Origin of the sequence: Chromohalobacter nigrandesensis (assembly GCF_023061285.1) — a bacterium.
GTDB lineage: Bacteria > Pseudomonadota > Gammaproteobacteria > Pseudomonadales > Halomonadaceae > Chromohalobacter > Chromohalobacter nigrandesensis.
In genome coordinates this window covers 675143-688121 of record NZ_JAKGAM010000001.1, presented here as the reverse complement: position 1 = coordinate 688121, position 12979 = coordinate 675143, and the positions used below count along the sequence as shown (strand labels likewise).

General features: G+C 59.8%; 13 protein-coding genes. 2 read left to right on the top strand and 11 right to left on the bottom strand.

All coding sequences use genetic code 11. The annotated features are described in order from the left end of the window. Window positions 1-2: 2 nt before the first annotated feature. The 7 genes from L1073_RS03300 to L1073_RS03270 form a co-directional block, all read right to left on the bottom strand. Window positions 3-1370, bottom strand: a complete 1368-nt coding sequence (locus L1073_RS03300) for a glutamine synthetase family protein (RefSeq protein WP_246896846.1) — start codon at window positions 1368-1370, stop codon at window positions 3-5. Window positions 1371-1426: 56 nt separating this feature from the next. Continuing rightward, entirely contained in the window at window positions 1427-2494 is a 1068-nt protein-coding gene (locus L1073_RS03295; RefSeq protein ID WP_246896845.1) for an ABC transporter substrate-binding protein, read from the bottom strand. 60 nt (window positions 2495-2554) lie between these two features. Further along, window positions 2555-3352, bottom strand: coding sequence for an ABC transporter permease (locus L1073_RS03290; protein ID WP_246896843.1), 798 nt, complete (start codon window positions 3350-3352; stop codon window positions 2555-2557). After that, window positions 3349-4272 (bottom strand): ABC transporter permease, encoded by a 924-nt coding sequence (locus tag L1073_RS03285; protein ID WP_246896842.1) that lies wholly within the window; start codon window positions 4270-4272, stop codon window positions 3349-3351. The genes L1073_RS03290 and L1073_RS03285 overlap by 4 nt, the downstream gene beginning before the upstream one ends. A gap of 10 nt (window positions 4273-4282) precedes the next feature. Continuing rightward, window positions 4283-5407 carry an ABC transporter ATP-binding protein gene (locus L1073_RS03280; protein WP_246896841.1) on the bottom strand — a complete coding sequence of 375 codons (1125 nt, stop codon included), beginning with the start codon at window positions 5405-5407 and terminating at the stop codon, window positions 4283-4285. A 31-nt stretch (window positions 5408-5438) separates the two neighbouring features. Beyond that, window positions 5439-6728, bottom strand: a complete 1290-nt coding sequence (locus L1073_RS03275; protein ID WP_246896840.1) for an NAD(P)/FAD-dependent oxidoreductase — start codon at window positions 6726-6728, stop codon at window positions 5439-5441. A gap of 177 nt (window positions 6729-6905) precedes the next feature. Continuing rightward, entirely contained in the window at window positions 6906-8189 is a 1284-nt protein-coding gene (locus L1073_RS03270) for an NAD(P)/FAD-dependent oxidoreductase (protein ID WP_246896839.1), read from the bottom strand. A gap of 288 nt (window positions 8190-8477) precedes the next feature. Here L1073_RS03270 and L1073_RS03265 point away from each other — a divergent pair, with 288 nt between their 5' ends. After that, window positions 8478-9503, top strand: coding sequence for a succinylglutamate desuccinylase/aspartoacylase family protein (locus L1073_RS03265; protein ID WP_246896838.1), 1026 nt, complete (start codon window positions 8478-8480; stop codon window positions 9501-9503). Window positions 9504-9522: 19 nt separating this feature from the next. Here L1073_RS03265 and dusA read toward each other — a convergent pair whose 3' ends face one another. After that, entirely contained in the window at window positions 9523-10569 is a 1047-nt protein-coding gene (dusA, locus tag L1073_RS03260; protein WP_246896837.1) for a tRNA dihydrouridine(20/20a) synthase DusA, read from the bottom strand. Window positions 10570-10670: 101 nt separating this feature from the next. On the opposite strand from dusA, the gene L1073_RS17290 reads away from it, so the two are divergent. After that, window positions 10671-11726: a tyrosine-type recombinase/integrase gene (locus L1073_RS17290; protein WP_246896836.1), complete on the top strand. Its 1056-nt coding sequence runs from the start codon at window positions 10671-10673 to the stop codon at window positions 11724-11726. Here L1073_RS17290 and L1073_RS03250 read toward each other — a convergent pair. Genes L1073_RS03250 through L1073_RS03240 form a run of 3 tightly spaced genes read right to left on the bottom strand, consistent with a single transcriptional unit; the run spans window position 11719 to window position 12974 of the window. Further along, window positions 11719-12396, bottom strand: a complete 678-nt coding sequence (locus L1073_RS03250; RefSeq protein ID WP_246896835.1) for a hypothetical protein — start codon at window positions 12394-12396, stop codon at window positions 11719-11721. The genes L1073_RS17290 and L1073_RS03250 overlap by 8 nt on opposite strands. Before the next feature lie 60 nt (window positions 12397-12456). Beyond that, on the bottom strand, window positions 12457-12714 hold the full coding sequence (locus L1073_RS03245; RefSeq protein WP_246896834.1) for a pyocin activator PrtN family protein: 258 nt from the start codon (window positions 12712-12714) through the stop codon (window positions 12457-12459). Then, window positions 12711-12974 carry a hypothetical protein gene (locus tag L1073_RS03240; RefSeq protein ID WP_246896833.1) on the bottom strand — a complete coding sequence of 88 codons (264 nt, stop codon included), beginning with the start codon at window positions 12972-12974 and terminating at the stop codon, window positions 12711-12713. The genes L1073_RS03245 and L1073_RS03240 overlap by 4 nt, the downstream gene beginning before the upstream one ends. Between the last annotated feature and the right edge of the window lie 5 nt (window positions 12975-12979).

The window sequence follows — 12979 nt, the reverse complement described above, 5'->3', positions numbered from 1 at the left end:
AATTAGACCCTAAGTAGCAGATGTTCGCGCTCCCAGGAGCTGATCACCTGGAAGTATTCGCGGTGCTCGGCGCGCTTGACTGCCAGGTAGCTGTTGGTGAAACGTTCGCCGAGGACCTCGGCCAGGGGCTGACAATCGCTCAGCATATCCAGCGCCGGACGGATATCGTCAGGCAGTTTGTGGCCGCCGGCCCAGGCCGAGCCGATCATCGGCGGGCGTGGCTCGAGCTGGTCGAGCATGCCGAGGTAGCCGCAGGCCAGCGAGGCTGCCATGACCAGATAAGGGTTGGCATCGGCCCCTGCCAGGCGGTTCTCGACCCGAGTCGCCTCGGGCGTCGAGACCGGGACTCGCAGGCCCACGGTGCGGTTGTCGGTGCCCCATTCGACGTTGGTCGGCGCCGAGCCGCTGGTCTCGGTGCGCATCAGCCGGCGGTAAGAATTGACATTGGGCGCCAGCAGCGGCATGGCCGCCGGTAGGTATTGCTGCAGCCCGCCGATGAACTGCTGGAACAGTCGGCTGGACTTGCCGTTTTCGCCGGCGAACAGGTTGTCACCGGATTCGGCATCCAACAGACTCTGATGGAGATGCATCGAACTGCCCGGCTCATTGGCCATCGGCTTGGCCATGAAGGTGGCATACATGCCGTGACGAAGCGCTGTTTCGCGCAGGGCGCGCTTGAACATCACCACCTGGTCGGCCAGCCGCAGGGGATCGCCGTGCTGGAAGTTGACCTCCATCTGCCCGGCGCCTTCTTCGTGAATCAGGGTATCCAGGTCGAGGTTCATGGCATCGCAGTAGTCGTACATCTCCTCGAATAGCGGATCGAACTCGTTGACCGCATCGATGGAGAACGACTGACGGCTGCTTTCCTGGCGGCCGTTACGGCCGATAGGTGGCTCCAGCGGATAGTCGGAGTCGGTGTTGGTCTTGACCAGGAAGAACTCGACTTCGGGCGCGACGACCGGCTTCCAGCCGCGCGCTTCGTAGAAGGAGAGCACTCGCTTGAGGACGTGGCGGGGGGAAAGCTCCACCGGCTCGCCGGTCAGATAGTGGCAATCGTGGATGATCTGGGCGGTGGCATCATCGGCCCAAGGCACCAGGAAGATGGCATTGGGGTCGGGCACCAGCTCCATGTCCCGTTCGGCAGGATTCCAGAAATGGATGTCATCGTCATCGGGGTAGCCGCCGGTGACGGTCTGGATGAAGATCGAATCCGGCAGTCGCGGACGTCCGCCGCCCAGGTACTTGCCGGCGGGCATGATCTTGCCCTTGAGGATGCCAGTGAGATCGGTGACCAGGCACTCGACCTCGGTGATGCCGCGCGTCTGAAACCAGTCGTTGAAGTGAGGGTGTTCCTGACGGTTACTCATGGGATTTCCTTGCTCTGCGGATGGGGCCCCGGCCGGATGGCCGGGAGCCTGTCGTCTCAGCGTGCCTGGACCTCAGACCACAACTGTTGGAAGACCTGCAGTTGCTCGCCCTGGAGACTGGGCGTGAAGTGCAACCGTTGCATGTCCTCCTCGGACGGCTGGATCGGGGGCTGGGTCAGTATGTCGTCGAGGTAGGGCTGGGCCGCCGCATTGGGGCTGGCGTAGTAGTTGTAATTGGATAGCTGAGCGCCGATCTTGGCGTCGAGGATGAAGTTGATGAACTTGTGCGCGAGGTCGGGATGGGGGGCCTTGGAGGGGATCAGCATGGTGTCGACCCACATCTCGGTGCCTTCGTCGGGAATCATGAACTCGATGTTCTCGAAAGATTCCGGGTTGTCCTGGCGGTAGAAGAGGTAGTCGCCGTTGTAGCTCAAGGCGACGTGCGTCACGCCTCGCGCCAATTGCTGCAGGCTCGGCGTGCCGTCGACGAAACCGCTGAAGTTGTCACGATTCTTGGTGTCGATCAGCAGCCTTGCAGCCTCCTTCCAGGCCTCGGTGTCGGTGCAGTCATAGCCGTGACTCAGGTAAGCGCAGGCACCGCCCATACTCACTTGGCCATCGCCCATCAGGGCGAAAGGGTGTCCTGGGTTGATCTCGGGATCGAACATCAGCGACCAGCTCTTGGGCGCGTCGGGGAACGTTTCGGTGTTATACACCAGGCCGGTTACCCCCCATTGGTAAGGCGCTGAATAGGTGCTCTGCGGGTCATAGCCGGGGTCCTGGAACTGCTCCATGACGTTATCCAGGTTGGGAATCTTGGACTTGTCGAGCTTCTGTACCATGCCGGTCTCGATCAGCCGTGGCACGTAGTAGTTGGACGGTACGATGATGTCGTACTGCGATACGCCGCCGGCATTGAGCTTGGCGAACATCTCGGGTAGCGAGTTGTAGTAGTTCTGCACCACCTCGGCGTCGTATTTTTCCTCGAAGGCCGTGATGATTGCCGGGTCCATGTACTGGGTCCAGTTGAACAGGTAAAGCTTGTTGTCTTCCTGAGCCTGGACGCCGCTGGCCAGCAATAGGCCCCCGAGTGTCGCGGCGATTCTTGTGGTCATTGTTTTCATCGTTTCGCTCTCCTGCGGTGCTACGTTTTGTTGGTGCTACTTTGTTTTGACAGGAAGCGCCTAGCGGCGTCCCTGCCGGTTGAACAGCATGCTGAATATGGCGGCTATGGCCACTGCGCCAATCATCAGGGTGGCGATCGCATTGATCTCGGGCGTCACGCCTTTCTTGATGGCACTCCAGATATAGATCGGCAATGTGGCGCTCTCCGGCCCTGCCGTGAAAAAACTGATCACGAAGTCGTCGATCGACAGCGTGAACGACAGGAAGAAGGCGGAAATCAACGCCGGCTTGATGGTCGGCACCATGAAGTGCACCACGCGCTTGACCGGCGACGCATAGAGGTCCTTGGCGGCCTCGAATAGCGTTGGATCCAGGCCCACGAAGCGTGAGTAGACGATCAGTGCCACGAAAGGGATCTGGAAAGTCACATGCGCGATGATCATGGTGCCGAGTCCTGGCTCGAGTAGGCCGGTCCAGGCGTGGATCTGCACGAAGAAGGCCATCTCGGAGATGCCGAAGACGATATCCGGCAGCACGATCGGTAGATAGATCAGCACGATCAGCCAGCCCAGCTTGCGGTGGCGATGACGGTACATGCCATAGCCGATCAGACAGCCAATCACCAACGCCACGATCGAGGAACTCACCGCCAGTACCAGGCTGTGGCCGAAGGCGTCGATGATCTGCTCATTGCCGAACAGTCTGCGATACCAGACCAGCGAGAAGTTCTCGAAAACGGCCGTACTATTGGCCGAGTTGAAGGAGAACAGCACGATCACGAACAACGGCACGTAGAGGAAGAACAGCGTCACCCACCAGATGCCGGCGAGACCGCGCGCAAGCGTTCGCTTTCTCATATCACCACCTCCTCACCGCCGCCCAGGCGCTTGCCGATACGCCGCATGGCGAACAGGCCGATGAACGTCGCGATCAACATCAAGATCGCCCCGGCCGCTCCCAGCGGCCAATTGGAACTGCCGGCGAACTGGTTGGCGACCAGGTTACCGAGCATCATGCCTTTGCCGCCGCCGAGCAGTTCGGGAATCACGTACATGCCGAAGGCGGGAATCGCCACCAGGACCGTGCCCGCCAGTAGTCCAGGGAGTGTCTGCGGGAAGACGGCGTGCCAGAAGGCGCGCACCGGGCTGGCATAGAGATCTTGTGCGGCCTGCACCTGCGCCGTATCGAGCTTCTCGAAGGCGGCATACAGCGGCAGCACCATGAAAGGCAGGAAGTTGTAGATTAGCCCCAGGGTGACCGCGAAGTTGGAGGGATACAGCCCCATGTTCGGTGCCACCAACCCCAGGCTCTCGGCCAGGCTGGATAGCGGTGTGCCCGGTGCCAGCAGGTTCATCCAGCCGAAGGCGCGAATCACCTGATTGGTCCACGACGGCACGACGACCAGCAACAGCAGGATCGGCCGCCACTTCTCACGACAGGTGGTGATGTAGTAGGCCACCGGGTAGGCGATTATCACTACCAGCAGCGTCGATACTAGGGTCTGCCACAGCGAGCGCAGCAGGGTGTAGAGATTACCTGGGCTCCAGCCTAGAAAGCCGACGCCCGCCAGGCGCTCGAAGGAGTCCAGTGATAGCGGCATCTGCGGCAGCCCATAGGGCCCGTTGGTCATGAAAGCCACACCCATCAGGTACGCACTGGGCAATACCAGGAAGATGAATATCCATAACGCCCCCGGCGTCACCGTGAACAGCAGATGGCGGGTCTCGCGGACCATGGCCCGGCTGCGGGCAGTGGGTACTGCTCCAGGATAGGACATGTTCGCCTCCTCACTCGCTCAGGGTGACCAGGTCTTCCGGCGCTACTGCTACCGTCACCGTTTCGCCGACCTCGGGAAGATGACGGCCGCGGTTGTTGACCGTGGCCTGCAGGGTGGTATCGCCGATGGCCAGGCGGAACTCGGCATGGCTGCCACGATAGAGTCGCTCGGTGACGGTCGCCGTCAGATGGTTGGGTCCCTCGACCGCGCCGGGCAATAGATCCAGCGTCTCGGGGCGAATCAGCAACAGTTCGCCGTCGCCGGCCTCCTCGGCGGTCAGTTCACCCAGTGCCGTGGTCAAACGGTCGCCCTGGCGAGCGCTGATCGGATAGAGATTGTCGTGGCCCATGAAGTGCGCCACGAAGGCATTCACCGGGCGCTCGTAGACTTCACGCGGTGGGCCTACCTGCTGGATGGTGCCGCCATTGAGCACGGCGATGCGATCGGACATGACCATCGCCTCCTGCTGGTCGTGGGTCACGAAGACGAAGGTCATGCCGAGTCGCTTCTGCACCCGCAGCAGTTCTACCTGCAACTGGCTGCGCAGCCCGGCATCCAGTGCCGAGAGTGGTTCGTCGAGCAGCAGCACGTCGGGTTCGCAGATCAGCGCTCGGGCCAGTGCGATGCGCTGGCGTTGGCCACCGGAGAGCTGGTCGACATGGCGATCGACGAGATCACCGAGCTTGATGAAGTCGGCGATTTCGTCGACCTTGGCGTGGCGCTTGGCGGCCGGCATGCCGCGCATCTTCAGCCCGAAAGCCAGGTTCTCGCGTACCGAAAGATGCGGGAAAAGCGCATAGGACTGGAAGACGGTATTGACGCTGCGTTGATGGGGAGGCATCTCGGTGATGTCCTTGCCGCCTACCACCAGCGATCCAGCATCCGGTTCCTCGAGGCCGGCGAGGATGCGCAGCAATGTGGTCTTGCCGCAGCCGGAGGGCCCCAGCAGGGTGAAGAACTCGCCGGCCCGGATGTTCAGATCGACGCCATCCAAGGCGACGGTATCGCGCCCGAAGCGCTTGTGCAGGCCCTGCATCTCGATCGAAGACGCCTTATGGTTCGACCGGTCGCGTTCATCGGCGGCCGGGCGAGCGTCCGGATGGTCGGCGATATCTGCCGTCATGGTCTCGCTCATGGGGATACCTCTTTATTGTTGAAGACTTCTCTCAGAGCCGGTCGCGCAGTTTGTAAAAGTTGGTCGCCAGCACCAGCAGCGGCTTGCGCAGAGCGCGACCGCCCGGGAACTGACGATGCGGTATGGCGGCGAAGACATCGAAGCGCTCGCTCTGGCCGGCGATGGTTTCGGCCATCAGCTTGCCGGCCAGCCCGGCCATAGCCATGCCATGGCCGGAATACCCTTGGGCATAGTAGAGATTATCGCCTAGACGGCCGAAATCGGGGGCTCTATTGAGGGTGATCGCCACATCGCCGCCCCAGCGGTACTCGATGGGCACTCCTTCGAGTACCGGGAACAGTCGGGTGATCTTGGCGTCCATACGCGCCTGCAACTGCGGGGGTTCGCGGCCGTCGTAACTGACCTCGCCACCGTAGATCAGGCGTCTGTCGGCGCTGAGCCGGTAATAGTCGAGCACGAAGTTGGCATCGGCCAGGGCGTCGTTCTTCGGCAGTACCTGTGCCGCCTGTGTCTCGCTCAGCGGTGCGGTGGCGATCATGTAGTTGGCGGCCCGCATGACGCGGCCGGAGAGTTCCGGCACCAGGCCGCCGTGATACGCATTGGTGGCCAGGACCACGAAATCTGCAGTCACGCTGCCATGCTCGGTGGTGACCGTGGCCGGTTGACCGCGGCGGATCGTGCACGCGGCGCTATGCGAATGCACGCGTACCCCGGCGCGCTGCGCCGCCCGCGCCAGGCCCAGGGTGTAGTTGAGAGGATGAAGATGGCCGCCTTCCCGGTCGTACAGGGCCGCCGGGTAGGCATCGGTGACGACGTGCTCGCGCAGGGCATCGCCCTCCAGCCATTCGAGAGCTTCGTAGTCGTAGTCACGGGTCATCTGTTCGCGGAAGGCGGTGAGCTCCTTGATATGACGCGGCTTGACCGCGGCGTGAAGGTAGCCCCAGGCCAGCTCGCAGGGAATAGCATGGCGCTCGATCAACTCGGCGGTGAGGCGTACCGCTTCGCGGCTCATTTCCCATACCTCGCGGGCGCGAGGCAAGCCGAGGGCCTGCTGGACGGTGGTGATGTCGGTACCTAGCCCCGGTAGGATCTGCCCGCCGCTACGTCCGGAGGCGCCATGGCCGATCTCGCCGGCCTCGAGCAATGTCACCGAGTAGCCACGTTCGGCGAGGTGCAGGGCCGTCGAACAGCCTGTCACTCCACCACCGATCACGCACACATCGCTCCTCGTGTCGCCTTCAAGGGGCATGGTGGGTTCGAGGTCTACGGCAATGGAGGCACGGTACCAAGAATTGGGAGTATCCGAGACGGTACTGCACATAAATTCCATCCTTTTGTTTTTGTTGAATAATTGGCAATAATACGACAAACGTTTCGCGCCAGGGAGGAGAAATCCCCTGGAGGGGCTTGCGAGTCAGTTACCTTCCACTTATTCAGTTCATCGCTTAAATGCCGTCGCGTTTTGCTGTTCATTGCGGCGGTGGTCGATCTACAAAAATCAAATCCCGAGCTTGTCGCGCAAGTCGTAGTACCAGGCGCCCATGGCGGTCAGCGGGATCTGCATGGCCCGTCCGCCAGGGAACGAGTGCTGGGGTAGGCCGGCGAAAATATCGAAGCGTTCTGCCTGACCCTGAATCGCGTCGCTGATCACTTTGCCTGCCAAGTGGGTGCAGGTGATGCCATGGCCGCTATACCCCTGCGCGTAGTAGATGTTTTTTCCGATGCGTCCTAACTGGGGCAAGCGGTTCAGCGTTAGCAGGAAATTGCCGGTCCAGGCGAAATCCACTTTCACGCCCTCGAGCTCCGGAAATGTCTTGAGCATCTTCGGCACGATCAGCGTTTCGACCTTTTCCGGCTCGCGAGCACCGTAGGTGACGCCACCGCCGTAGATCAGGCGACCGTCTCCAGATAGACGGAAATAGTCCAGCAGGTAGTTGCCGTCCTCGACGCAGTTGTCTTTCGGCAACAAACGCTGCTGCACACTTTCGGCCAGGGGCTCGGTGGCGATGACCTGGGTGCCGCAAGGTATGGCCTTGGATTCCAGCTTTGGCAACAGGCCATTGAGATAGGCGTTACCGGCGATCAGTACGTAGTCTGCTTCGACCTCGCCTTCCGAGGTATGGACAACTGGCTCGTCACCCTCATGAATCTTCAATGCCGGAGAGTTTTCGTAGATGATCCCACCCAGGGATTCCACGGCGGCGGCTTCTCCCAGCACCAGGTTCAGCGGGTGGAAATGTCCCCCGCTGTGATCGATCAGACCACCCGCGTAGCGCTGGGTGCCGACGTATTGCTGGATGGCATTCTCGTCGAGCAGTTCCAATCGTTCGTGGCCGTGGGCTTCCCAGAGCTTTTTTTTCCCGACCAGCTCATCGAACTGCTTGCGGTTGCACGCGGCGAAAATACCGCCTTCCTTCAGGTCACATTGGATGTCGTAGTCTTTGACGAAACGCCGCAGAATATGACCGCCCTCGAAGGCCATTCGGCCCATCTCTGCGCCGACTTTCTGGCCGTAATGGCGTTCGATGAAGTCGATATCGCGGCTGTAGCTGTTGACGATCTGCCCCCCATTGCGGCCGGATGCGCCGAATCCGATGCGGTTGCCTTCCAGGACGACCACTTTGTAGCCATTTTCGGCCATGTGTAGGGCTGTAGACATGCCGGTGAAGCCGGCGCCGACGATGCAAATATCTGCCTTCACGTGACCCTGCAGGGTCGGACGCACGCGCTTGTCATTCGCTGAAGCCGCGTAATAAGAGTGGGGATGAGACGTTACCTGCACGGTTTGCTCCCGAAACGTTGTTGTATCTTACTGGCCTTTATTAAAGGCTGACCAGTTGAGCATTAGCGTTGGGATAACGTTACGAAGGGGGAGCAACCCTGTGATATACCCCCTTGGGTATATTTTACGAGCAAGCCGTCCAGGCAGGTCACGCGAGGTTCTCAGTAGAGAAGCTACCATGCGTGGCCCCTCAATCGATGACTCAACAAAGAATCGCTTGCATGACTGGGTATCATGAGGCGCCATGGCGGGTATAAAGAATCCGCCACCTTGGGTATAGGAACACTTATGGCTCGCGCTCCCTTCGAACTCGCCGGTACGCGTATTCCGCCCGGCAGCCGGGCACAGATCGATGTGCCGGTGGCCAAGCTTTACACTCATGCACCGTTGCATATTCCCGTCGAGGTCGTTCATGGCCGTCAGCCAGGGCCGGTGCTGTTGGTGTGCGGGGCGATTCACGGTGACGAGCTCAATGGCGTCGAGATCGTGCGTCGCATGTTGCGCCTGGCGTCGCTATCGCGCTTGCGGGGCACACTGATCGCGGTGCCCATCGTCAATGTCTTCGGCTTCGTGCAGCAGACGCGTTACTTGCCTGATCGGCGTGACTTGAATCGCTGCTTTCCGGGCAGTGAGACCGGATCTCTTGGCTCGCGGGTGGCGGCGTTGTTCCGCGAGCAGATCGTCGACTTGGCGACACACATCGTCGATTTGCATACCGGGGCACTTCATCGCACCAATCTTCCACAGGTGCGGGCGCAGTTGAAGGACCGACCCGCGACACAGGCCATGGCCGAGGCGTTCGGAGTGCCGGTGATCCTCAATGCCGAGCTGCGCGAGGGGAGTCTGCGGGAATATGCGCAGTCGCGAGACGTGCCGGTGCTGACCTATGAAGCCGGCGAGGCGCTGCGTTTCGACGAGTGGGCCATCGCCCCGGGGGTCAGAGGCGTGCAGCGCGTGATGCGTCTGCTGGGCATGTTGCCCACCGACCGGCGTCGGCATGCGACCGCCTCGGCGGAGGTGGCCAATGGGTCGAGCTGGGCGCGCTCACCGATCGATGGCATTCTGCGGCCACGGGCGCGGTTGGGCGCGCGCGTTGCACGGGGCGATGTTCTGGGGCGCGTTGCCGATCCCTTCGGTAATGCCGAGCAGGAAGTGCTCGCCAACGCCGATGGCATCGTCATCGGCATGAGTAATCTGCCGCTCGCCAATGAAGGCGAGGCGCTCTTTCATGTGGCGCGCTTCGATGAAATCGAAGAGGCCGAGAACGCCGTCGAAACCTTTCACTCGGATTTCGAGACGCGCCCGGAACTGTAGTCAGGATGGTTGCTGCGGCTCAGGCAACGGCACTTGCAGTGTCGAGTTCGCGCACCTTGGCCAGTGCTGCGTCGAAGATCTCGAGCCCGGCGCCGTCGCGGTGGGCGTTTTCCGACAGGTGGCGACGGAACTGACGCCCGCCCGGGCAGCCCTGAAACAGGCCGAGCAGATGGCGGGTGATGTGATTAAGCTTCGCCCCCTCGGCCAGGCGTTCGGCGATATAGGGACGAAAGGCGCGCGCGGCCGCATGGCGGCTACTCACGGGCGAGGTGCCGCCGTAGAGGGCGGCGTCTACCCCGGCCAGTAGCCAAGGGTTCTGGTACGCCTCACGCCCGATCATCACGCTATCCACTTTCTCGAGCTGAGCCTGGCACTCGTCCAGCGTCTTGATGCCGCCGTTGATGCCAATATGCAGCTCGGGATGCTGCGCCTTGAGACGATGCACGCGTGGATAATTGAGCGGCGGCACGTCGCGGTTTTCCTTGGGCGAGAGCCCCTCGAGCCAGGCCTTGCGGGCATGCACGATGAAGACACCGCAGCCGGCATCGGCGACGCGTTCGATGAAGCGCGCCAGGTCGGCGTCCTCGTCTTGCTCGTCGATGCCGATACGGCACTTGACCGTGACCGGAATCGAGGTCGCCGCTTGCATGGCGCGGACCGCCGCCGCCACCTTGTCCGGATGCTCCATGAGGCAGGCGCCGATCAGGTTGTTCTGTACCCGATCGCTGGGGCATCCCACATTCAGATTGACTTCATCGTAGCCCCAGGCCTCGGCGATAGCGGCGCATTCCGCCAGCGCAGCAGGATCGCTACCGCCAAGCTGTAGCGCCACCGGATGCTCCACGTCGCTATACCCGAGAAAGCGCTCGCGCGGCGAGCCATGCAGAATCGCCCCGGTGGTGACCATTTCGGTATACAGCAGCGCTTCACGCGTCAGCGTACGGGCGAACGCACGGTAGTCGCGAGTCGTCCAATCCATCATCGGGGCGATGGAGAAAGTTCTATCCAGCTTACGGCGCTTGGTGCCAGTATCCATGCCGGTTGTAGCAGTTGCGTTATCACTCATAACTGTTCATATTTACAGTGTTTATGCCATGTTTTTCACCATGTGTTGGTACAAATTTGGCACATGGTGCGTCGGCAATTTGGTACATCAGGGAGGTTTGCGTGGCGACGATCAGGAAGCGCCGACGAAAGGACGGCAGTTTCTCATATCTTGCTCAGGTTCGCATCGCCCGGCGTGGGCAACCAGATCACTCCGAGTCAAGGACATTCCCCAAGAAAGCGATGGCAGAGGAGTGGGCCAAGCGTCGGGAGCTGGAGCTTAGTAGCCCCGGCGGTGTCTTGTCCGCGAAGTGGAAGGGGGTAACCCTGCACGATGCCATGGAGCGGTATCTTCATGAGTTTGCCCAGGACGCGGGCCGGTCGAAGCGTGCCACTATCGAACAGCTGCAACGCTTCCCGGTCGCACGGGTGCAGATCGCTGACCTGACCAGCGAGCAGATCATCGAGCATGGCGTGATGCGTCGTAATAGCGGGATCAAGCCAGCCACCATCAACCAGGATGTCGTGTGGCTGGGCATCATTCTGAAGACGGCCGTCGCCGCTTGGAAAATGCCGGTCAATCTCAACGAGTTCGAAGCGGCCAAGCTGCTGCTGCGTTCGAAGGGGCTAATCGGGAAATCCAAGTCGCGAGACCGGCGGCCGGAGTCGGAGGAGATTGAGAAGCTGCGCGCCTACTTCCAACGCTCGCAGAAGATCCGGCCGAGCGCGATTATCCCGATGGAAGACATCATGGACTTCGCCATCGCCTCCTCGAGGCGCCAGGAAGAGATCACCCGCCTTACTTGGGACGATCTCGACACGCAGGCGATGACTTGCTGGGTGCGGGACGCGAAACATCCGCGCGAAAAGTGGGGCAATCACAAGCGCTTCAAGCTGACTCACGAAGCGATGGCCATCATTCAACGTCAGCCCAAAGCTCATAAGGAAAGTCGGATCTTTCCCTACAGTGGCAAGTCGATCGGCACGCGCTGGCGTGCAGCGACCGCAGCCTGCGGCATCGAGGATCTTCGCTTTCATGACTTGCGCCATGAAGCGACCTCGCGGTTGTTCGAGGCTGGGTACGAGATCGTAGAGGTGCAGCAGTTCACGTTACATGAAAGCTGGGATGTGCTGAAGCGCTACACTCATTTGCGGCCGGAAAACTTAGTTCTCAAGTGAATACGCACATTGTGTTAGACGTGGTAGATGACTCGCTAAAAAGTAATGCGATGATGAAAATAGTTATCACGATGCTCCCAAATAAAGCCATGTAAGATCTGTTGTCACGAATATGCAGAAGGAAAGTTGGTTTTGATACGTTCTCTTCGGTGCAGTATCTCGCCCACCATACTATCATGTTGATAATAAACAATGTAATGATAAGTAATAAAGAGATAAAGGTCGCTAGGTAAGATTTTAGTGCTACGAAATCAGTGTAAAACAACGCAATTAAGAACATTGCAGTAAATGTTCCAAAGGCCATGGCGCCTAGCTCTGAGCAGAAACGAAGCAGCCTGCAGCCAAGGCGGAATAGCCTGTCGCTTACCTGTTTGTAAATATGAAAGAGAAGTCCTGAGGCGGTTATTATTACTATCCCTAGTGAACTTGTTGTATTCCACAGCTTTAAAGATAAAATTTCGATTGCAGCAAGGCAAAAATAATCGTTAGAAGTTATGAGGGAAAGCAAAAATCCAAATATGTACATGATGGCGCCTGCGGTTGCCCAAGGAAGTACATATAGTTTGATGATTTCTTTTACGGTTTCTTTGAAGTTGCTGTTAGGGAAAAAAGCCCGTGGACCTTCTTCTTCGATGGGACGAAATAGTTCATAAAACCAGTTTTTAATCATGCTGCTCTCAGGTTAAAGCCACCGTTTAAGGTGGCTTTTTATTCTTTTTTACTCAATAAGTCAATTGTTGACCTTGCGCCACATGTCATGCGCTTCTGTCCGCCGCTTATCTAAGTACCTGGCGAGATCCACGGCACTGACCAGCCAAGGTGCCTTTTGTGAGTCGCCGGCGCGGTAGGCGGGCACCGGCAGGGCCTGGGCACCGGCTCGCATGCCGGCGGTACGGGCGCTGATACCGAAGTAACGCGGGGCGACCTCTTCCAGGGGCAGTTCCGCGCGGCCGTTGAATTCGGCGAGCAAGCCAAAATAGGTGTTCATGGGCGGCCTCCTTGTTGGGTTTTCCAGCGATTGAAACGCTGCCGGATACTTAGAAATGTGGCGGTGGCGCGTTGGTTATGATTCAGCTCGGCGCGGCTCTCGATACCACAGGCTTGGCACAGCCAGTCTCGCGCGTCCTGCTCGTCATGCGTGCCATCGGGTAGATCGTGTTCCGTCATGTTGAATTTGTGACGCCGGCGGTGATCCAGGTAGAGGCGAAACACTGCGTCCTGGCAGAGCATGGCGGCTTGCCTAGCCATCTTCC

Coding starts and splice junctions, on each gene's coding strand:
- L1073_RS03300 (WP_246896846.1), bottom strand. CDS start 1,370: ATGAGTAACCGTCAGGAACACCCTCACTTCAACGACTGGTTTCAGACG.
- L1073_RS03295 (WP_246896845.1), bottom strand. CDS start 2,494: ATGAAAACAATGACCACAAGAATCGCCGCGACACTCGGGGGCCTATTG.
- L1073_RS03290 (WP_246896843.1), bottom strand. CDS start 3,352: ATGAGAAAGCGAACGCTTGCGCGCGGTCTCGCCGGCATCTGGTGGGTG.
- L1073_RS03285 (WP_246896842.1), bottom strand. CDS start 4,272: ATGTCCTATCCTGGAGCAGTACCCACTGCCCGCAGCCGGGCCATGGTC.
- L1073_RS03280 (WP_246896841.1), bottom strand. CDS start 5,407: ATGAGCGAGACCATGACGGCAGATATCGCCGACCATCCGGACGCTCGC.
- L1073_RS03275 (WP_246896840.1), bottom strand. CDS start 6,728: ATGTGCAGTACCGTCTCGGATACTCCCAATTCTTGGTACCGTGCCTCC.
- L1073_RS03265 (WP_246896838.1), top strand. CDS start 8,478: ATGGCTCGCGCTCCCTTCGAACTCGCCGGTACGCGTATTCCGCCCGGC.
- dusA (WP_246896837.1), bottom strand. CDS start 10,569: ATGAGTGATAACGCAACTGCTACAACCGGCATGGATACTGGCACCAAG.
- L1073_RS03250 (WP_246896835.1), bottom strand. CDS start 12,396: ATGATTAAAAACTGGTTTTATGAACTATTTCGTCCCATCGAAGAAGAA.
- L1073_RS03245 (WP_246896834.1), bottom strand. CDS start 12,714: ATGAACACCTATTTTGGCTTGCTCGCCGAATTCAACGGCCGCGCGGAA.
- L1073_RS03240 (WP_246896833.1), bottom strand. CDS start 12,974: ATGGCTAGGCAAGCCGCCATGCTCTGCCAGGACGCAGTGTTTCGCCTC.